Below are 21,784 nucleotides of genomic sequence, written 5' to 3'. Positions count from 1 at the left end.
GATTTGCCTCAGAGCCTAGACTCTGAGGCATTTCACTGTGATTATTCTTCTAATTTAACGTCTAATCCTAAACCTTTAAGTTCGTGCATTAATACGTTAAATGATTCTGGTAAACCTGGTTCTGGCATAGCCTCACCTTTTACAATACTTTCGTAAGTTTTTGCTCTACCTAATACGTCATCAGACTTAACAGTTAAGATTTCACGTAAGATACTTGATGCACCATATGCTTCAAGTGCCCAAACTTCCATCTCTCCAAAACGCTGACCTCCAAACTGAGCTTTACCTCCTAATGGCTGTTGTGTAATTAATGAGTAAGGTCCGATAGAACGTGCATGCATCTTATCTTCAATCATGTGACCTAACTTAATCATATAAATTACTCCTACCGTTGCTGGCTGATCGAAACGCTTACCTGTACCTCCGTCATATAAGTATGTATGACCGAATCTTGGAATTCCTGCTTCGTCTGTTAATTTATTAATTTCATCTAAAGAAGCCCCATCGAAAATAGGAGTCGCATATTTTTGACCTAATTTTTGACCTGCCCATCCAAGAACAGTTTCATAAATCTGACCAATGTTCATACGCGATGGTACCCCTAATGGGTTTAATACGATATCTACTGGTGTTCCATCTTCTAAGAAAGGCATATCTTCTTGACGTACGATACGTGCAACAATACCTTTGTTTCCGTGACGTCCTGCCATCTTATCTCCTACTTTTAATTTACGTTTCTTAGCAACATAAATTTTAGCAAGTTTTAAGATTCCGGCTGGTAATTCGTCTCCTACAGAAATAGTAAACTTCTCACGACGTAAAACTCCTTGTAAATCGTTTACTTTAATCTTGTAGTTGTGAACTAATTCTACAACTAAATCGTTTAACTCCTTATCGGTAGTCCAAGTTCCGTTTAAATGTGTAAAGTCTTCAACAGAGTTTAACATTTTTTGCGTGAACTTCTTACCTTTTGGTAATACTTCTTCTCCTAAGTCGTTATAAACTCCTTGAGATGTTTTACCTGATACTAAGTTGAATAATTTTTCAACTAATACATCTTTTAAGTCTTCAAACTTAGATACGTAAGATGCTTCTAAAGCAGCGATAGCTTCTTTATCACGAGCACGTTTATTCTTATCTTTTACTGCACGTTTGAATAATTTTTTGTTGATTACAACACCTCTTAATGATGGAGAAGCTTTTAATGATGCATCTTTTACATCACCTGCTTTATCACCAAAGATGGCACGTAATAACTTTTCTTCTGGAGTTGGATCAGATTCTCCTTTTGGTGTAATCTTACCAATTAAGATGTCACCAGGATTTACTTCTGCTCCAATACGAATCATACCGTTTTCATCTAAGTCTTTAGTAGCCTCTTCAGAAACGTTAGGAATATCGTTTGTTAACTCCTCTGCTCCTAACTTCGTATCACGAACATCTAATGAATACTCATCAATGTGGATAGAAGTAAAGATATCTTCACGAACAACTTTTTCAGAAATCACAATCGCATCCTCGAAGTTATACCCTTTCCAAGGCATGAAGGCTACTTTCATGTTTCTACCTAAAGCTAATTCTCCTTTTTGTGTTGCATAACCTTCACAAAGCACTTGTCCTTCTTCAACTCTATCACCTACTTTTACGATTGGTTTTAGGTTGATGTTCGTACCTTGGTTGGTTTTTCTAAACTTAATTAAGTCGTATGATACTTCATCAGAATCGAAGCTTACCATTCGCTCTTCTTCTGTTCTGTCGTACTTAATTGTAATTTTGTTAGCATCTACATACTCAACAACTCCTGCTCCTTCAGCATTGATTAAGATACGAGAATCTTTAGCAACTCTACGCTCTAAACCAGTACCAACGATTGGAGATTCTGGACGTAATAATGGAACTGCTTGACGCATCATGTTCGATCCCATTAACGCACGGTTGGCATCATCATGCTCTAAGAAAGGAATTAACGATGCTGAAATCGAAGCGATTTGGTTAGGCGCAACGTCCATATAGTTAATTGCTTCAGGACTTTCTACTGGGAAATCTCCTTCTTCACGAGCAATTACTCTATCTCCTTCTATCTTACCATCATTTGCAACAGGTAAGTTAGATTGAGCAATCTTCATTCCTTCTTCCTCCTCAGCACTTAAATAAATAGGCTCTTCAGAAGAAACTGAACCGTTTTCTACTTTCTTATATGGAGTTTCAATGAATCCCATATTGTTAACTTTAGCATATACAGCTAAAGAAGAAATAAGTCCAATGTTTGGTCCTTCAGGTGTTTCAATCGGACATAAACGACCGTAGTGAGTATAGTGAACGTCACGCACCTCGAAACCTGCTCTTTCACGTGATAAACCTCCAGGTCCTAAAGCCGATAAACGACGTTTATGAGTAATCTCTGCTAATGGGTTTGTTTGATCCATAAACTGAGATAACTGGTTGGTACCAAAGAAAGAGTTAATTACTGAAGATAAAGTCTTAGCGTTAATTAAGTCGATTGGAGTAAATACTTCGTTGTCACGAACATTCATTCTTTCACGAATAGTACGTGCCATACGAGCTAAACCTACACCAAATTGTCCTGCTAATTGCTCACCAACAGTTCTAACACGACGGTTAGATAAGTGATCGATATCATCTACTTCAGCTTTTGAATTGATTAACTCAATTAAATACTTAATGATGGTAATGATATCGTTCTTTGTTAATACTTTTTGATCTAAATCTTCATTTAACTGAAGTTTAGTATTCATTCTAAAACGTCCTACCTCACCTAAACTATAACGTTGCTCTGAGAAGAATAATTTTTCAATAATTCCTCTTGCAGTTTCCTCGTCTGGCGGTTCAGCATTACGTAATTGTCTATATATATGCTCTACAGCCTCTTTTTCAGAGTTTGTAGGATCTTTTTGTAATGTATTGTGGATGATTGCATAGTCTGCTTGCTGATTATCTTCTTTGTGTAATAAAATAGTCTTAGCACCAGAATCTATAATTTCATCAATATGTTCTTTTTCAATAATGGTATCACGATCGAAAATAATTTCGTTACGCTCAATCGATACTACTTCTCCTGTATCTTCATCAACGAAATCTTCGTGCCAAGTTTTTAAAACTCTCGCCGCTAATTTATGCCCTAATACCTTCTTTAATCCAGCTTTTGAAACTTTTACTTCTTCAGCTAAATCAAAAATTTCTAATATATCTTTATCTCTTTCAAAACCGATGGCTCTGAATAATGTTGTTACTGGTAATTTTTTCTTTCTATCAATATAAGCGTACATTACTTGATTGATATCGGTAGCAAATTCTATCCAAGAACCTTTGAAAGGAATTACTCTTGCAGAGTACAATTTGGTTCCGTTTGCGTGGAAAGATTGCCCAAAGAATACACCTGGTGAACGGTGTAATTGCGACACTACAACTCTTTCTGCTCCATTAATAATGAATGTTCCAGAGTTAGTCATATAAGGAATTGTACCTAAATATACATCTTGAACTATCGTTTCAAAATCTTCGTGTTCAGGATCGGTACAATATAATTTTAAACGTGCTTTTAAAGGTACACTGTAAGTTAAACCACGCTCGATACATTCTTGAATGCTATATCTTGGTGGATCTACAAAGTAGTCTAAAAATTCTAGTACAAATTGATTACGTGTATCAGTAATCGGGAAGTTATCCATAAAGGTTTTGTACAAACCTTCTTCTCCACGTTCTTCTGCTTTAGTTTGCAATTGGAAAAAATCTTGAAATGATTTTACCTGAATATCTAAAAAATCTGGATAATCAGTTCCTAACTGCGAAGACGCGAAGTTAATTCTTTCAGTAGTGTTTATCGTTGCCAAAAGAGATGCTATTTTTAATTAAAAATAATATTTTTGAAACTTAACCGTTTCAATACTGCAATTTTAATTGCTTTACTGATTAAAAACCAGCACTTTATAATCGTAAAATCACAATGGAATTTATTGTGAAAAATAAAGAACGAATATATACACAAAATGGTTTAGGCCTAAAAACATGTGTTTTTAGTACCTAAACCTTAATTGTTTTTCCCCGTTTTAAATCGGGAGTATAGCTTACTTAAGCTCTACCTCAGCTCCTGCTTCTTCTAAAGACTTCTTAAGACCTTCTGCCTCATCTTTAGAGATTGCTTCTTTTACTGGTGCTGGTGCGCTATCAACGATTTCTTTAGCTTCTTTTAATCCTAATCCAGTTAATTCTTTAACTAACTTTACAACTGCTAATTTAGAACCACCTGCTGCTTTTAAGATTACATCAAACTCAGTTTTTTCTTCAGCTGCATCTCCACCACCTGCTGCTGGACCTGCTACTGCTACAGCTGCTGCTGCTGGCTCAATACCATACTCTTCTTTTAAAATATCAGCTAATTCATTAACTTCTTTTACTGTTAAGTTAACTAATTGCTCTGCGAAATCTTTTAAATCTGCCATTTTAATTGTTTTTAAAAATTTTATTATTTTAGTTTATTAGTGCGCGAAATTATTTTTCTGATAATGTCTTTAAGATACCTGATAACTTACCACCACCTGATTGTAATGCTGAAACAACATTCTTAGCAGGAGATTGTAATAAGGTAATAATATCTCCAATAAGTTCTTCTTTAGACTTGATGTTAACAAGAGCGTCTAATTGGTCATCTCCAACATAAACTGCTTCTTCAACATACGCACCTTTTAATAAAGGCTTGTCTGATTTTTTTCTGAACTCTTTGATAACTTTTGCTGGTGCATTTGCAGCCTCAGCAATTAACATTGAAGTATTACCTTTTAATACGTCTGGTAACTCTCCGAAATCTTTATCAGAAGCTTCCATTGCTTTAGAAAGCAATGTATTTTTAACAACAGCCAATTGTACGTTAGCTTTGAAACAAGCTCTACGTAAGTTAGATGTAGTAGCTGCATCTAAACCAGAAATATCTGCTAAATAGATTGTGCTAGTATCTGCTAATTGTGCTGTTAAATCTTGTATTACTTGTGATTTTTCCTCTCTAGTCATAATTAAAAAGTTTTAACTGCCTTACGATACTGTTTTAACATCTACAGCAACACTAGGGCTCATAGTAGAAGAGATAAAGATACTCTTAATATAAGTTCCTTTAGCCGCTGTTGGCTTTAATTTAATTAATGTTTGAATTAACTCGTTTGCATTTTCTGTAATCTTTGCAGCATCAAAAGATGCTTTTCCGATTGCAGCGTGTACAATACCAGTTTTATCTACTTTAAAGTCGATTTTACCAGCTTTTACTTCTTGTACTGCTTTTGCAACATCCATAGTTACTGTACCTGTTTTTGGGTTTGGCATTAAACCACGAGGACCTAATACACGTCCTAAAGGACCTAATTTACCCATTACTGAAGGCATAGTAATAATAACGTCAACATCAGTCCATCCTCCTTTAATTTTTTGAAGGTACTCATCTAATCCAACATAATCAGCACCAGCTTCTTTAGCTTCTGCTTCTTTATCTGGAGTAACTAATGCTAAAACTTTTACATCTTTACCAGTTCCGTGAGGTAATGTTACAACACCACGAACCATTTGATTAGCTTTACGAGGATCTACTCCTAAACGCACAGCTAAATCTACAGATGCATCAAATTTTACGTTTGTAATTTCTTTAACTAAAGCTGATGCTTCACTTAAATTATAAACTTTAGAGCTATCTACTTTAGCACGAGCCTCTTTTTGTTTTTTAGTCAATCTTGCCATTTTCTAAATCTCTTTTAAGTTTATGCAGGAGCATCACCTGTTACTGTTAATCCCATAGAACGAGCTGTTCCGGCAATCATTTTCATTGCAGACTCTACTTCAAAGGCATTCATATCAGCCATTTTGTCTTCTGCAATTCCACGAATTTGATCCCAAGATACGCTTGCTACTTTCTTTCTATTAGGCTCACCTGAACCTTTCTTAATTTTGGCCGCTTCTAATAATTGTACCGCAGCTGGTGGAGTTTTTACAACAAACTCGAAAGATTTGTCTGTATAAACTGTAATAACAACAGGTAATACTTTACCTTGTTTGTCCTGTGTACGAGCATTAAACTGCTTACAGAACTCCATGATGTTAACACCGGCAGCACCTAAAGCGGGTCCAACTGGTGGCGACGGATTCGCTGCACCTCCCCTAACTTGTAGTTTTACTAATTTACTTACTTCTTTTGCCATTGTTTAAGATTTAACGATGTGCTTAAATTGGAAGCTTAAACACACCAAAATATAGGTGTAACAATTATATTTTCTCTACTTGCATGTAATTTAGTTCTAATGGAGTTTTTCTTCCGAAAATCTTTACCATTACCTCTAATTTACGTTTTTCTTCATTAACCTTTTCAACTGTTCCATCGAATCCGTTGAAAGGCCCGTCAATTACTTTTACAGTTTCACCAACTGAATAAGGAATTGCAACGTTTTCATCTTTAACAGAAAGTTCATCAACCTTACCTAACATTCTGTTTACTTCTGATTTACGCATTGGTACAGGATCTCCTCCTTTTGTTTCACCTAAAAAACCAATAACTCCAGTTACTGATTTGATTACGTGAGGAACCTCACCTGCTAAATTAGCTTCTACCATTACATAACCAGGAAAGTAAACTCTTTCTCTGTTTATCTTCTTTCCGTTTCGTACTTGAATAACTTTTTCAGTTGGAACGATTACTTGGTTTACATAATCAGACAACCCATGACGCGCTATTTCAGTCTCGATATAAGATTTAACCTTATTTTCTTGACCTCCAATAGCTCTCACAACATACCATTTCATCACCGAATCAGCCATCATTAAAACATTTTAAAGAAGTTATCTAATCCTGTTTGAAAAACTTTATCTATTCCAGCTACTGCTAAAGCAAAAACAATAGTGAATACTGCTACTACCACTGTAGACTTTTGAGCTTCTTCGCGAGATGCCCAAGTCATATTGGTATTTAATTCTTCAAAAGAATCTTTAATATATTGTACAAAGTTACTCATATTTTATCCTTTTAACGAGTTGCAGTAAAACCACAACTCGTTTTTAATTTTTGCACGGGTTGAGAGACTCGAACTCCCGACACCTGGTTTTGGAGACCAGTGCTCTACCAACTGAGCTAAACCCGTATTTATAAAGGAGTCTCACTAATAAGGAGACTCCTTATAAATTTATAATTAAACTATAATTAGTCTAAAATTTCAGTTACCTGACCAGCTCCTACTGTTCTACCTCCTTCACGGATTGCGAACTGTAAACCAACGTTTAATGCGATTGGTTGGATTAAGTCTACGATGATAGTTAAGTTATCACCTGGCATTACCATCTCTACTCCTTCTGGTAAGTTGATGTTACCAGTTACGTCTGTTGTACGTACGTAGAACTGTGGACGGTAGTTGTTGTGGAATGGAGTGTGACGTCCACCTTCTTCTTTCTTTAAGATATATACCTCAGCTTTAAATTTAGCGTGTGGAGTAATAGAACCTGGTTTACAGATTACCATACCTCTTTTAATATCTTCTTTTGCAATACCTCTTAATAAGATACCTGCGTTATCTCCAGCCTCTCCTCTATCTAAGATTTGACGGAACATTTCGATACCAGTTACAGTAGAAGTTAACTTCTCGTCACCCATACCGATGATCTCTACAGGATCTCCAGTGTTAACGATACCAGTTTCGATACGTCCTGTTGCTACAGTACCACGACCAGTAATAGAGAATACATCTTCGATTGGCATTAAGAATGGCTTTTCAGTATCTCTTGGCGGCTCTTCAATCCAAGTATCAACAGCTTCCATTAATTCTAATACTGTATCAACCCACTTTTGCTCTCCGTTTAATGCACCTAAAGCAGAACCAGCGATTACAGGGCCGTTATCTCCATCGTACTCATAGAAAGATAATAAGTCTCTTACTTCCATTTCTACTAACTCTAATAACTCCTCGTCATCAACCATATCAACTTTGTTTAAGAAAACAACGATACGTGGAATACCTACCTGACGACCTAATAAGATGTGCTCACGAGTTTGTGGCATTGGACCATCTGTAGCAGCTACTACTAAGATAGCACCATCCATTTGTGCAGCACCTGTTACCATGTTCTTTACGTAATCGGCGTGACCTGGACAGTCAACGTGTGCGTAGTGACGGTTAGCTGTTGCATACTCTACGTGAGAAGAGTTAATTGTAATACCTCTTTCTTTTTCTTCTGGAGCGTTATCGATTTGATCAAAAGCTCTTTGCTCAGAATATCCTGCATCTGCTAATACTTTAGTAATTGCAGCAGTTAAAGTAGTTTTACCGTGATCTACGTGACCAATAGTACCTACGTTTAAGTGCGGTTTCGAACGATCATAAGTTCCTTTTGCCATGATTATTAATTTTAATTCTTAGTTAAATATATTTAGTGTTATTTTAAAACTCTTGTCAAATAAACTCTAAAATAGAGCCAACAACGGGATTTGAACCCGTGACCTCATCCCTACCAAGGATGCGCTCTACCAACTGAGCTATGTCGGCAACGAATTTAGAGCGGGAGACCGGGTTCGAACCGGCGACATTCAGCTTGGAAGGCTGACGCTCTACCAACTGAGCTACTCCCGCAATTTTGCTTCTTAAGATTTTTGTGGGGAGAGCAGGATTCGAACCTGCGAAGTCGTAAGACAACGGAGTTACAGTCCGTCCCATTTGGCCGCTCTGGAATCTCCCCAAAAATCTTAAATCAAAATTTTAATGAACTTTTGTTCTTTTAGAGCCGATGGAGGGACTCGAACCCACGACCTGCTGATTACAAATCAGCTGCTCTAGCCAGCTGAGCTACATCGGCAATTGCTATAAAAAAACAATCCGCTATTTCTAACGGACTGCAAATGTAAAAAGTAATTTTTGATTTTTAAAACTTTTTTTAATTATTTTTTATTGTTTTTTTATACAAGAGCATCTTTCTTTTTTTCTTTAGACTTTTGCAACTGTCTTTTTAATGATTCTACCGACATACTAACTCCTTCTTCAAAAGTTTTGCATTGCTTTTTCACCATTAACTCATCTCCTGGTATATTGATTTTTACCTCTGTAATTTTATTCTCTTTTTCGCTCGTTTTTTGCACTTTTAAAAATACTTCTGCATCAACGATCTTATCATGAAACCTTTCTAATCCTCCTACTTTTTTCTCAATGTAATCTATTAACTTTTTGTCTGCTGAGAAATTTACTGATTGCGTGAATACCTTCATAATTCTTCGATCTTTTAGGTTGACTCTCTAGGATGAGCCTTATTATACACTTTTTTTATTTGTTCCAAGCTATTATGCGTATACACTTGGGTAGAGGCTAAACTTGAATGCCCTAGTAATTCTTTAACCGAATTTAACGACGCACCGTTATTTAATAAATGCGTTGCAAAAGCGTGCCTTAAAATATGGGGGCTTTTTTTTGCTTTTGTCGACACCCTACTAAAGTACAAATTTATTATTCGGTAAACAAGGGTTTCATAAATTTTAACTCCCTTTTTGGTCACAAAAAGCGCTTCTTCATTTTCTATTTCATACGCTTTTTTTTCAGACAAATATTTCTCTAACGTTTTATAGACTGACGGCAAGATTGTTACATATCGTTCTTTATTCCTTTTTCCTAAAACTTTAATTGCTTTTTTAGAATAATCTACATCTTTCTCTTTAACATTTATTAACTCTATTCTTCTCATTCCTGTTGAATACAATAACTCAACAATTAATCGATCTCTTATCGATTCAAAATCGGAAGCTTTATTCAACAACTTCAACACCTCTTCTACTTCATTTTGATCGAATGGTGTTTGAATTTTCTTTTGAACTTTTAACGCTTTATGACTCGCTAGCGGATTCGTTGTTACCTCTCCTATTTTTTGCAAAAACTTATAAAAGGTCTTTAGTGAACTTACCTTTCTATTTACACTTCTATTAGACACACCACTATTCACCAAACTAACAATCCATGTTCGTATTTGGTTATAATGTATGTTTTCTAAATCTTCTTGATCAAATTCAACCTCACAAAAATCTTTAAATGCAATCAAATCTGTATTGTATGCTTGTATAGTATGTTTCGAATAGTTTCTCTCAAACGCTAAGTATTCTAAAAAAGCTTCAATAAGCATATATCTTTCTTTTTATTAAAATGAAGGTACAAAAAAAACCTGTATTGAGATCAACACAGGTTTTTATACATTATAAGGATGATTACTATCCTACTTCTTCTTGAGTTCTTAACTTCTGAACGTAAGATGCTTTAATCATTTGAGCACGTTTAGCTACAGACGGCTTTGTAAATTGCTTTCTGTTACGTAATTGCTTCATCGTTTTTGTACGATCAAATTTACGCTTATAACGTTTTAACGCTCTATCGATATTCTCTCCTTCTTTAACTGGAATGATTAACATATTTTTGCACCTCCTTTCATTGTAGTTTTCTATATTTTAAAATCTTTTGATAAAACACAGTATATCAGAAGATTATATTATTTTTAATTTATTTGGACGGCAAAGATACAAAGTATTGGTTTAAAACCAACTATTTTTAAATTTCTTTTCATAAAAAAAATCCTGTTATCAAAAACAGGATTCTTATTTAGTATTATTTAACCAACTTAGGTTGCTGGCTTGTATTCTTTTTTGTCTATTACCATTTTTGCAATGCGAGGACGCATTTTCGCAAAAATGATAATCAACAACATTACGTAGCTGGCTTATATTCTTTCTTATCTATTACCATTTTTGCGATGCGAGAACGCATTTTCGCAAAAATGATAATCAAACAACATTACGTAGCTGGCTTATATTCTTTCTTATCTATTACCATTTTTGCGATGCGAGAACGCATTTTCGCAAAAATGATAATCAACAACATTACGTAGCTGGCTTATATTCTTTCTTATCTATTACCATTTTTGCGATAATCTCTTTTAAGATTTCAGAAGTTCCTCCACCAATTGGTCCTAAACGGCTATCACGAAGTAAACGCGCCATAGGATATTCTTCCATATAACCATAACCTCCTAACAATTGCAATGCATCGTAAATTACCTCATCTGCCATTTTAGTTGACAATAATTTACTCATACTCGCTTCTTTCACCACATAAACACCATCGTTTAATCTTTTTGCGATAGAGTAATTGTATTCTTTACACATATCTACTCTACTTGCCATTTCAGCAACTTTATGACGTAAGGCTTGGAATTTATCTAATGTTTTTCCAAATGCTTGACGCTCACTCATATATTGCACAGCGTAATCAACAGCATATTCTGCACGTGCGTGCGCGTTGATTCCCATAATTAATCTTTCTAACGCAAAGTGTTGCATGATATATGGAAATCCTTTTCCTTCTTCACCCATTAAGTTTTCAGCAGGAATTACCACATTATCAAAAGCGATTTCAGCAGTATCTGAAGCTCTCCAACCTAATTTATCTAATTTAGTTGATGAAATTCCTGGAGTATCTCTATCAACCATAAAAATACTCATTCCTCTATGTTTATCTTCTGGATTTGTTTTCGCAGCTACTACCAAATAATCAGAATACACTCCATTTGTAATAAATGTTTTTGAGCCGTTAAGTACATAAGTGTCTCCTTTTTTTACTGCTGTAGTTCGCATTCCTGCAACATCACTTCCGCCAAAAGGTTCAGTAATACATAAACATCCTATTTTATCACCTTCAATACTTGGTGTTAAGTATTCTCTTTTAATACGATCGTCTCCTTCTTTATTTACGTGTGTCATTGCTAAGTATGCATGCGCCCACATATTAGCTGCGAAACCACCTGAATTCACCTTTTGTAATTCTTCTAAAAAGATTACTGTATAAAAAAGGTCTAAGCCTAATCCTCCGTATTCTTCTGGTTGATTTAAACCAAAGTATCCCATTTCACCGAATTTCTTCCAGATAAAACGTTCAACAGTTCCTTCTTTTTCCCATTTATCTATATGCGGAACAACCTCTTTTTGTAAAAAATCTTTAAAACTTTGACGAAAAGACTCGTGCTCTTCAGTAAAATACATACTGTTCATTCGTTCTCTAATTGTTTGTTGTTTGTTATTGTGCTTCCAAATATATAACTATTCTATCGTATTTGTCTAGTGGAAAATCTTTAATATTTCTTAATTCTGAAATATCTTGAAGCTCTGCCACCTCATCTCGATACTCAAAAATCTTTTTACATAGCTCATAATCTATATATGGATTTTTCAATACTTCCTTAAAAGTAGCTGTGTTTACATTTACTTTTGATATAATTGGTTTATCTACAATTTTGAATGTTTCTAGAACCTCGTTAGCAGTTTCTTTGCTCAATCCCCAAACCTCATACAATTGAGATGAAAGCGAATATCCTTGTAATTTATTTCGGTATTTTATAATTCTTATAGCAAGCACTTCTCCTACTCCACTAACAGTTTCAAAATCTTGTTGCGTAGCTTTATTAATATCGTTCGTAGAAATTTTATGTACCTTATTATATATAGGTTTTTCAAAAGAACTCGTTTCAATAGTTTTATTTTTCTTTTGATTTTCTCTTTTGACTACCCAATCTGGGAATTTAAAATAAGGAGATATTGCAGCCAACAAACTATCTGACACTTTGGTTATTTGTTGAAATTCGGATACGGAGTTTACAAACTTGTTTTGTTTTCTGTAAGTATGAAGTCTATCAATTTCTTCTGTGGTCATTCCTAATTGATATCCTTTGAAGTCTGTTATATAATTTGGATTAAATGGAAACAACTTCGGCTTCCTGTTTTCTAGCTCTATTTGCTTTAAACTATCTATTTGGTATTGAAAAGCTATTAATTCATCTGTTGTAGTGTTTTGCTCATCTTCCGAAGAAAAATCAACAAAAGCATAAATGAATTGTAAGACGACAATTACCGCCAACAAAAAGAAAACCCCATTTCGTTGGCGTTTGTTATACCAGAAAAGGGGTTTAAATATTTTCATTTTTTTTTAGTTTTTAATCTTCAATTGCTTCCTTTTTTAGGTTAATAGCATCCATATACCTTTTTAATTGCTTTTTAACCACTGGCATTAACAAGTATAAACCTACCATATTTGGGAACACCATTGCAAAAATCATTGCATCTGAGAAATCCCAAATAGATTTCATACTAGCCGCAGCACCAATTACCACGAAAGTTAAGAATAAAAATTTATATGTTAAATCAGCTCTTTTACCTCTACCAAATAAAAACTTCCAAGACTGTAACCCGTAGTAAGACCATGAAATCATCGTTGATACTGCAAATAACACTACTGCAACAGTTAAAAATACATTTGAATAAGGTATATATGCTGCAAATGCTTTTGATGTAATTCCTGCTCCTTCATACGCAACTCCATCAATAAATACAGATCCAGAACCATCTCCTCCGTATTCGAATGCTCCTCCGAAGTTAAACATGATAATTACTAAAGCTGTCATTGTACAAATTAATACCGTGTCAATAAATGGCTCTAATAAGGCTACTAAACCTTCAGAAGCTGAATATTTTGTTTTTACTGCTGAATGCGCAATTGAAGCAGAACCTGCTCCTGCTTCATTTGAGAAAGCTGCTCTTTTGAACCCTACTAATAACACACCAATAACACCACCAACTCCAATTGCTGTTGGATTAAATGCTTCTGTAAGAATTAAAGAAATAGCATCATCAATTAAAGAAAAGTTACTAAAAATAATATACAAACATGCTAATACGTAAAGCACCGCCATAAACGGAACTACTTTTTCTGTTACCGAAGCAATTCTTTTAATTCCTCCAATAATGATAATTCCTACTAAAGCTGCCAACACTAAACCTATTATGGCTCCTGCTGCTGTACTTTCTAACCCTAATAACTCTTTAATTACAATTGTTGCTTGATTAGATTGTGCTGCGTTACCACCACCAAAAGAACCTCCAATACAGAACACCGCAAATGCAGCTGCTGCAATTTTACCTAAGGTTGCATATCCTTTTTCTTTTAATCCTTTTGATAAATAATACATAGGACCTCCATATACTGTACCGTCTTTCCCTACATCACGATAGTGAACTCCTAAAGTACATTCAACAAATTTTGTTGACATACCTAATAAACCACAAATAATCATCCAGAAAGTTGCTCCTGGACCTCCTAAAGCAATTGCCAATGCAACCCCTGCAATATTACCATTACCTACTGTACCCGAAACAGCAGTTGCTAATGCTTGGAAATGCGATACTTCTCCTTCATGACTCTCATCTCTTATCGTATCTTTTATATCTCCATCAATTTCTAAATCGCTATGTATGCTTTCAATATTTTCTATATGTTCTTCGATATCATCTACATTGTTCATATCAACTCCTTGAGCTATACCATCTTCTCCATACAATAATTGCGCTCCATGCTTCTCTATATCTTCATATTTACCTCTAACAACATTGATTGCTGTAAAAAAGTGGCGAATGTTAGGAAACCCAAAATAAACCGTAAAAAAAGCGGCACTTGCCACTAACAAAATCAATACAAAAGGGGTTCCAAATACTGGAAAGAAAATTACACTACTAAAGAAATCTGATATAGGTTTAAATGCTTCATCAATTTGTTGATCCAAACCTTTTTCTTGTGCAAATGTGAACATCGGCGTTATCAAAAACAGCAATGCAAGTAATCTTTTATTCATAATGTAAGTATTAGATTTTTTGATTTAGTAGCCCGCAATATCATAAAAAAATGAACTTACAACAAGTTTTAATCGTTAAATATGAAGATAAGATTAGTTTTTCTTTAAATTTTTGTAAAACCCTACTTAAACCACTAATCGTGTATTGGCTTTATTTTGAAGATATCCTCAGCTTTACTGGTTTTTAAAACTTTTATAGAAAAGCAACATAAACCTTAAGGAGACTAGGGTTTTTAGAAAATGAAAAAGAATGTACTTTTATTTAGTTTTTCACAACTATTTTGATAGACAACTTAAAAAATCATTCATCTTTTTTTAAAATAGCTTTCTTAAAGTATTTATTTGTTCTGGTCGCCCTAAAACAATAAGATTTCCTCCTGCTTCTAGCTTTACTTCTGCTTCAGGATTTATAATATACTCCTTACTTGGTGTGCGGTAACCGATAATGGTACATCCGGTCTTTTTACGAAGATCTAAGTCTAAAATTGTTTTATCTAAGTATTTTTCTGGCAAATCATTAATAGCTACTTCTTCTAAGTTTGCTGTAGTTTCTCCTTCAATAGTTAATCTATCTACAAACTCAATTACATCTGGAGTTACCACTAAAGATGCCATGTGAGAACCTCCCAACTTATCGGGCATAATCACATTATCAGCCCCGGCAATTTTTAACTTATTGTAAGATGTTTCTTTCGAAGCTCTACTGATAATTTTACAATCTTTATTTAACTGTTTTGCTGTTAATACTACAAATAAATTATCGGCATCTGAAGGTAATGCTGTAATTAAATTATCGGCATTCATTATACCTGCTCGCAATAAAGTTTCGTCAAGCGTAGCGTCTCCTTCAATTGTTAGCACTCCTTTTTCATCTAACTGTTTAACGATTCCTTCGTACTTTTCAACCACAACTATTTGTTTTTTATAACTTTTTAGTTTCGAAATAGCTTGTCTTCCATTTCTTCCATAACCACAAACAATAGTGTGTCCTTGTAATTCTTCTATTTTTTTTTGCACTTTTTTTACTTTTATTTGATGAAAAAATTGCCCACTGATTAAATATTCCGAAAATGATGAAACTGCATAACCAATAACAAATAAACTCGACACTATTAAACCTATAGTAAATAGTTTTTCTCCTACTCCGAACGGATGCACTTCTCCAAACCCAATAGTACTTATTGTAATAGTTGTCATATAAAGTGCATCGACAAACGAATACCCAAAAAGTAGGATATATCCCAATACACCAAGCGCTACTATTGACGTGGAAAAAATAATCGCTCTATATAACCTTGATTGAAATACGGTGTTTGTCATAAATCAAAAACGGAAGTTCTTTTGGTGTAAATCATATCTTTTAAACGCAATAAAAACGCCATGGTTAAGTATAACCCGAATGACAAACCTACAGTAACAAATGATATATAAATAAAAAATAAACGAACATTAGTAGCTCGCATACCTAAACGATCTGCAAATCGTGAAGACACATTAAACCCGTGTCGTTCAAAAAAATGTCGTACAGAATGGATAAATTTCATTTATTAATTAAGTTTTATTCGCAAGATACCAATTTCAACTCATTTGTTAAACATCACTACTTTAAAATAAATTTGGTTTTGGTAACTTTGCTGTTTTTGGTAAAATCCTCACTTTGAAAGAACAAGAATATATAGAAGTTTACGGAGCAAGAGCTCACAATTTAAAGAATATCGATATTAAAATCCCTCGTGAAAAGCTGGTTGTGATTACTGGTTTAAGCGGAAGCGGGAAATCTTCTTTAGCTTTCGACACTATTTATGCAGAAGGTCAGCGTCGATATATCGAAACATTTTCTGCCTATGCACGTCAGTTTTTAGGTGGATTAGAGCGTCCTGATGTTGACAAAATAGATGGTTTATCTCCCGTAATTTCTATTGAACAAAAGACGACTAATAAAAGTCCACGTTCTACTGTAGGTACCATTACCGAAATTTACGATTTCCTACGTTTATTATTTTCTCGTGCAGCAGATGCTTACTCATACAATACAGGAGAGAAAATGGTAAGTTATTCTGACGAGCAGATCAAAGAATTGATTTTAAAAGATTTTGATGGAAAACGCATTGCAATTCTTGCTCCTTTAATCAAATCTAGAAAAGGGCATTATCGTGAGTTGTTCGAGCAAATTTCTAAACAAGGATTCGTACGTGTGCGTGTCGATGGAAAAATTAGAGAAATTGAAAAAGGTATGAAACTCGATCGTTATAAAACCCACGATATTGAAGTGGTTATCGATCGATTAGCCGTGAATGATGCTGCTGAAAAACGTTTAGAAGAAACTATTAAAACAGCTTTATATACAGGTGATAACATCTTAATGGTAATTGATGTTGATGATGAAAAACCGCGTTATTTCAGTCGAGAATTAATGTGTCCTACTACAGGAATTGCTTATCCAAACCCTGAACCTAATACTTTTTCTTTCAACTCTCCTAAAGGAGCTTGTACGCATTGCAACGGATTGGGAATTACCAACGAAATAAACAATCAAAAAGTAATTCCTGACGATAACATTTCCATTAAAAACGGAGGAATTGTTCCGCTAGGAGAACAAAAAAATAGCTGGATTTTTAAACAGCTTCAAACTATCGCTGAGCGTTATAATTTTAAATTAACCGATCCTATAAAAAGCATTCCAAAAGAAGCTATGGAAGTTATTTTACATGGTGGAAAGGAAAAGTTTGAAATTCAGTCAAAAGCTGCAGGAGTTACTAGAAACTACGAGATCGACTTTGAAGGCATCATCGCTTTTATTGAAAATCAATATAACAATTCTGAAAGTACTTCTATCAAACGTTGGGCTAAAGATTTTATGGATGAAGTTACTTGTTCTGTATGTGAAGGAAAACGTTTGAAGAAAGAAGCCCTTCATTTTAAAATCACTGATAAAAACATCAGCGATTTAGCTCATATGGATGTACTAGAATTAGCTAGCTGGTTTCAAAAAGTTGATAAAAAACTTTCAGAAAAGCAACTAACTATTGCCGCTGAAATTTTAAAAGAAATCCGTACACGAATTCAATTTTTATTAGATGTTGGTTTGGATTATTTGACTTTGGACAGAACTTCAAAGTCACTTTCAGGTGGTGAAGCACAACGTATTCGATTGGCAACACAAATTGGTTCTCAATTAGTCGGGGTACTTTATATTTTAGATGAGCCAAGTATTGGTTTACATCAACGTGACAATCAGAAATTAATCGATTCTTTAATTAAACTTCGTGATGTTGGAAACTCTGTTTTAGTAGTAGAACACGATGAAGACATGATTAAAAATGCTGATTTTGTCTTAGATATTGGCCCAGGTGCAGGACGACATGGTGGTGAAATTGTAAGTGAAGGTACTTTTGAAGATTTAAAAAGCCATGATACACTTACAGCAGATTACCTATCTAAAAGAAAAGAAATAAAGGTTCCTAAAAAACGTCGTGAAGGGAACGGAAATAGTATTAAACTATCAGGAGCTTCTGGAAACAATTTAAAAAATGTTTCTGTTGAGTTCCCTTTAGGAAAAATGATTTGTGTAACAGGTGTTTCTGGTAGTGGAAAATCTACTTTAATTAACGAAACCCTCTACCCTATTTTAAATTCTCATATTTATAGAGCGGTAAAAAAGCCGATGCCTTACAAGAAAATTGAAGGTTTAGAACATATTGATAAGGTAATTGATATTGACCAGTCTCCTATTGGTAGAACTCCACGTTCTAACCCTGCAACATATACTGGTGTGTTTAGCGAAATTAGAAGCTTATTTGCTAAAACTCCAGAAGCATCTATTCGTGGTTATAAACCAGGTAGATTCAGCTTCAATGTAAAAGGTGGTCGTTGTGAAACTTGTCAAGGAGGAGGTGTTCGAGTTATAGAAATGAATTTCTTACCCGATGTTCATGTAGAATGTGAAACCTGTCAAGGAAAGCGTTTTAATAGAGAAACCTTAGAAATCCGTTACAAAGGAAAGTCAATTTCTGATGTATTAGATATGACTATTAATGAAGCTACCGAATTTTTTGAGCACATTCCTAAAATACACCGTAAGTTAAAAACCATTAAAGATGTTGGGCTGGGGTATATTACTTTAGGGCAACAATCTACCACACTTTCTGGTGGTGAAGCGCAACGTATTAAATTAGCTTCAGAATTATCAAAAAGAGATACCGGAAACACCTTTTATATTTTAGATGAACCAACTACTGGATTACACTTTGAAGATATCCGCGTTTTAATGGAAGTACTAAACAAATTAGCCAACAAAGGAAATACCGTATTAATTATTGAGCATAATTTAGATGTTATAAAACTTGCCGATTATATTATTGACATCGGTATGGAAGGTGGGAAAAAAGGTGGAAAAGTACTAACTTCAGGTACCCCAGAAGAGGTTGCTAAACATAAAACAAGTTATACTGCCAAATTTTTGAAGAAAGAGTTGAATTAAAAATGATAACGTAAACCTACTAAAACATTCCCTTCTAACCTTTCAAAAACTGTTAATAGAGAGTACGCTTCTGTATTTTGTATAGAAGCAAACTGGTTTTCTTGTAAATTTAAAATATTGGCTCCTTTTAAGAAAAGTTGAATTTCCTTATTAAAATTCCATTTAGTAGAAAAATTCAAAGAATAAACACTTTCTTTATTATTGTTAGATTTTATGTTTTGATATAAACACCCCAAACTCCATACTATATCCCCTACCTTTCCATAAACTTTGGGATGAATATTTAGCTTCGTATACGAATAATCTAAATTAGAAAAATCATTTTTTAAGATTGAGTTAGAAAAATATAAATTTAACTTTGTTTGAAAAGGCGTTTTTTTAAACATTGAGGTAAACCTAACATCAATATCGTAATTATTAGTTTTATTATTGTTTTTTTCTTCTTTAAAATATGATAGTGAATTTGTTTTTTTATACGAAAGTTTTGCATTCCATCTTAAAGGTAATGAATGTATAGTTTTTGTATGATATAGGTTAACTTCAAAACCATCTTCAGGAACACGAATATATTCTTGTTCTATAAAATTATCTTTAAAACTTGAACTAAATCCTATTTGGTTTTTACTTTTAAAGTAATTTGCTTGAACTGAAAGCATCCTATTCTTTTTTGAATTAAAATCATCAAAACTTAAAGTAAAGGTTTCTTTTTTTACTGGAGTAAAAACATCATTATTATTTAAAATTATTGTTTGGTAGTTTAACACTCTGTTTTGAGTATTCATTTGAAAAATTGAAATGTTTTTTTTTGATTTAGAATACGATATCCCCAACTCTCTCCCATTATTAAACCTAAAACTCATTGAAAAATTTGGAAGTAACCAATTGTAATTTCTTTTTTGCGAAAGAACTTTTAATCTATTACTTATATAACTTAAACTAGCATTAACGGATAACTGCTTATTAAACTCGTGACTCAACGAATTAAACCACGAAAATTGAGTTTGTTTTTTATCTGCATTAAAATAAAAATCAGGTTGATTACTAGCTTTATTAATTAGCTCTTCATTGTTATTTATGTAAAAAAATGATGTAGTTAATTTAGTTTGCTCTTTTAAATCATACACTATTTTAGAATTAACATTTATTGAGTGTTGTTTTACATTTGTTTCTTGTCTAAAATTATAATCATTTGAAAAAACCAAGTTAAAAAAAGGTTGGTCAGAAGTAAGAATAAAATCTCTTTGTTGGGTTTTATAATCATAACTTAAGCCTGATTTTAAATAGAGTTTAGATGTTAATTGATTTTTATATTCTAAATACTGCCCTATTAAAAAATCGTTATCAATTATTTTATTATCAAAGTTCGTATTTCCTTTAATAATTATATTTTCATTGTTTTTAAATGGGTTAAGTTTTAAATTATATTTAAGAGCTTCATCTTCATCTTTTTTGTAAGTAAAGTTTAAAAATGAATTGCCTAAATTACTTTTTACCAAACTGTTTTCTGTTTCTTGTGTAGTTAAAGTATCTACTCCTATAAAATTTTTATAATTTCTTTTTTGCTCTTGAATTTTGGTATAATCATAAGTTACATACCCATTAACTTTAGTTTTTTTAGAAAGCTTATTTACAAAATTTAAAGAATTAAAAATAGTGCTTCTACTATCTACATTTTTATTTACAAAAACATACCTTGGTGTTTTTGCATGGTCTATTTCATATATGCCAGAACCACCCTCATGATAATTACTCGTAAAATTACCTATACCCCCTTGCATTTCTATATAATCAGACATATTAATTGCTGGCTCACCAATATTATTAGCTTCTGAAACTAATGCAAAATTTCCTTTCTTAATAAATTTAAACAAGTTTGTGTGGAATTGGTACTTTTTGTCAACTCCAGAGTTCCCTTCAACATTACCAACTATTTTATTTTTATAATTTTTGTGCAAAGTAACGTTTAAAACTATTTTTCCAGATTTTTTATTCCCAATATCATCAAACTCTTTAAAGTTTTTTATAATCTGAATACCTTGTATAGCCTCTACTGGCAGGTTTTCGGTTGCCATTTCGTGTTTTTTTCCAAAAAAATCTTCTCCTTCAACAACAACTTTATCTATTTTATTTCCTTGAAAATTTATTTTTTTGTTATCGTCTATCGTTAAACCAGGTAGTTTTTCTACTAAGTCTTTTAAATTTGTTTCTGTGCTATCTCTAATTTTAGACAAATTATAGGTAATAGAATCTTTTTTTAACGTAAACTCTTTGTAGTTTGAAGATATAATAACTTCTTTTAGAGTTGTAGTTTGTTCTTCTAGTATGATAATATTTGTGAGATTGTTTTTTTGAAAGTTTGTTTTTTGAGGCTTATATCCTAAAAGGGTAGTTTTTAAATAATACCCATTTAAACTACCAGAAACAATAAATGAAAAATTTCCTTTCTCGTTTGAAGAGGTATAGCTTTTAGTTAATTCAGACTCTTTTTCTACTAATTGGATAGTAGCGTAAGAAATTGGCTTTCTTTGTTTATCTATAACTTTACCAAGAATTTTAACTTGTGAAAAACAAAAAAAATCACTTAACACAAACAATATTACAACAAAAACACGTGTCAAA

18 protein-coding genes and 5 tRNA genes are annotated in these 21,784 nt (G+C 33.4%); 1 reads left to right on the top strand and 22 read right to left on the bottom strand.

Annotated elements, in window-relative coordinates:
- Positions 1-41: 41 nt before the first annotated feature.
- From rpoB to ACR9ES_RS12280, 21 genes are all read right to left on the bottom strand, one after another.
- On the bottom strand, positions 42-3,851 hold the full coding sequence (gene rpoB, locus ACR9ES_RS12380) for a DNA-directed RNA polymerase subunit beta (RefSeq protein WP_274633619.1): 3,810 nt from the start codon (positions 3,849-3,851) through the stop codon (positions 42-44).
- Between the two features lie 234 nt (positions 3,852-4,085).
- Complete coding sequence (rplL, locus tag ACR9ES_RS12375) at positions 4,086-4,460, bottom strand: 50S ribosomal protein L7/L12 (protein ID WP_028892878.1); 375 nt, start codon at positions 4,458-4,460, stop codon at positions 4,086-4,088.
- A 49-nt stretch (positions 4,461-4,509) separates the two neighbouring features.
- Positions 4,510-5,025, bottom strand: a complete 516-nt coding sequence (rplJ, locus tag ACR9ES_RS12370) for a 50S ribosomal protein L10 (RefSeq protein ID WP_274633618.1) — start codon at positions 5,023-5,025, stop codon at positions 4,510-4,512.
- A 21-nt stretch (positions 5,026-5,046) separates the two neighbouring features.
- On the bottom strand, positions 5,047-5,739 hold the full coding sequence (gene rplA / locus ACR9ES_RS12365; RefSeq protein WP_028892876.1) for a 50S ribosomal protein L1: 693 nt from the start codon (positions 5,737-5,739) through the stop codon (positions 5,047-5,049).
- 20 nt (positions 5,740-5,759) lie between these two features.
- Positions 5,760-6,197, bottom strand: a complete 438-nt coding sequence (gene rplK / locus ACR9ES_RS12360; RefSeq protein WP_274633617.1) for a 50S ribosomal protein L11 — start codon at positions 6,195-6,197, stop codon at positions 5,760-5,762.
- Positions 6,198-6,261: 64 nt separating this feature from the next.
- Positions 6,262-6,810 carry a transcription termination/antitermination protein NusG gene (gene nusG, locus ACR9ES_RS12355; RefSeq protein WP_028892874.1) on the bottom strand — a complete coding sequence of 183 codons (549 nt, stop codon included), beginning with the start codon at positions 6,808-6,810 and terminating at the stop codon, positions 6,262-6,264.
- Positions 6,811-6,812: 2 nt separating this feature from the next.
- A complete protein-coding gene (secE, locus tag ACR9ES_RS12350) occupies positions 6,813-7,004 on the bottom strand; it encodes a preprotein translocase subunit SecE (protein ID WP_274633616.1) in 192 nt (63 codons plus the stop codon).
- A gap of 53 nt (positions 7,005-7,057) precedes the next feature.
- A tRNA-Trp gene (locus ACR9ES_RS12345) sits at positions 7,058-7,130 on the bottom strand.
- Between the two features lie 59 nt (positions 7,131-7,189).
- Entirely contained in the window at positions 7,190-8,377 is a 1,188-nt protein-coding gene (tuf, locus tag ACR9ES_RS12340) for an elongation factor Tu (protein WP_274633615.1), read from the bottom strand.
- A 75-nt stretch (positions 8,378-8,452) separates the two neighbouring features.
- Positions 8,453-8,525 (bottom strand) — tRNA-Thr (locus ACR9ES_RS12335).
- Between the two features lie 11 nt (positions 8,526-8,536).
- A tRNA-Gly gene (locus ACR9ES_RS12330) sits at positions 8,537-8,609 on the bottom strand.
- A gap of 23 nt (positions 8,610-8,632) precedes the next feature.
- Positions 8,633-8,715, bottom strand: a tRNA-Tyr gene (locus ACR9ES_RS12325).
- Between the two features lie 43 nt (positions 8,716-8,758).
- A tRNA-Thr gene (locus ACR9ES_RS12320) sits at positions 8,759-8,832 on the bottom strand.
- Between the two features lie 100 nt (positions 8,833-8,932).
- Entirely contained in the window at positions 8,933-9,238 is a 306-nt protein-coding gene (hpf, locus tag ACR9ES_RS12315; RefSeq protein ID WP_435254415.1) for a ribosome hibernation-promoting factor, HPF/YfiA family, read from the bottom strand.
- 14 nt (positions 9,239-9,252) lie between these two features.
- Positions 9,253-10,140, bottom strand: a complete 888-nt coding sequence (locus ACR9ES_RS12310; protein ID WP_435254414.1) for a tyrosine-type recombinase/integrase — start codon at positions 10,138-10,140, stop codon at positions 9,253-9,255.
- A gap of 85 nt (positions 10,141-10,225) precedes the next feature.
- On the bottom strand, positions 10,226-10,423 hold the full coding sequence (gene rpsU / locus ACR9ES_RS12305; protein WP_274633612.1) for a 30S ribosomal protein S21: 198 nt from the start codon (positions 10,421-10,423) through the stop codon (positions 10,226-10,228).
- Positions 10,424-10,888: 465 nt separating this feature from the next.
- On the bottom strand, positions 10,889-12,055 hold the full coding sequence (locus ACR9ES_RS12300) for an acyl-CoA dehydrogenase family protein (protein ID WP_435254413.1): 1,167 nt from the start codon (positions 12,053-12,055) through the stop codon (positions 10,889-10,891).
- Between the two features lie 25 nt (positions 12,056-12,080).
- Positions 12,081-12,980: a ComEA family DNA-binding protein gene (locus tag ACR9ES_RS12295; protein WP_435254412.1), complete on the bottom strand. Its 900-nt coding sequence runs from the start codon at positions 12,978-12,980 to the stop codon at positions 12,081-12,083.
- 13 nt (positions 12,981-12,993) lie between these two features.
- Positions 12,994-14,685, bottom strand: coding sequence for an alanine/glycine:cation symporter family protein (locus ACR9ES_RS12290; RefSeq protein WP_435254411.1), 1,692 nt, complete (start codon positions 14,683-14,685; stop codon positions 12,994-12,996).
- A gap of 315 nt (positions 14,686-15,000) precedes the next feature.
- Positions 15,001-16,005, bottom strand: a complete 1,005-nt coding sequence (locus ACR9ES_RS12285; RefSeq protein WP_435254410.1) for a potassium channel family protein — start codon at positions 16,003-16,005, stop codon at positions 15,001-15,003.
- Complete coding sequence (locus ACR9ES_RS12280; protein WP_099214064.1) at positions 16,002-16,229, bottom strand: PspC family transcriptional regulator; 228 nt, start codon at positions 16,227-16,229, stop codon at positions 16,002-16,004. Before ACR9ES_RS12280 ends, ACR9ES_RS12285 begins: the two co-directional genes overlap by 4 nt.
- Positions 16,230-16,342: 113 nt before the next feature.
- On the opposite strand from ACR9ES_RS12280, the gene uvrA reads away from it, so the two are divergent.
- Positions 16,343-19,165, top strand: a complete 2,823-nt coding sequence (gene uvrA, locus ACR9ES_RS12275) for an excinuclease ABC subunit UvrA (RefSeq protein WP_435254409.1) — start codon at positions 16,343-16,345, stop codon at positions 19,163-19,165.
- Here uvrA and ACR9ES_RS12270 read toward each other — a convergent pair.
- Positions 19,162-21,783 (bottom strand): TonB-dependent receptor, encoded by a 2,622-nt coding sequence (locus ACR9ES_RS12270; protein WP_299034535.1) that lies wholly within the window; start codon positions 21,781-21,783, stop codon positions 19,162-19,164. The two genes, uvrA and ACR9ES_RS12270, sit on opposite strands and share 4 nt — an antisense overlap.
- Between the last annotated feature and the right edge of the window lies 1 nt (position 21,784).

This window comes from Tenacibaculum sp. A30, from assembly GCF_051200845.1.
Taxonomy (GTDB): Bacteria; Bacteroidota; Bacteroidia; order Flavobacteriales; family Flavobacteriaceae; genus Polaribacter.
This window is presented reverse-complemented; position numbering and strand designations above follow the sequence as displayed.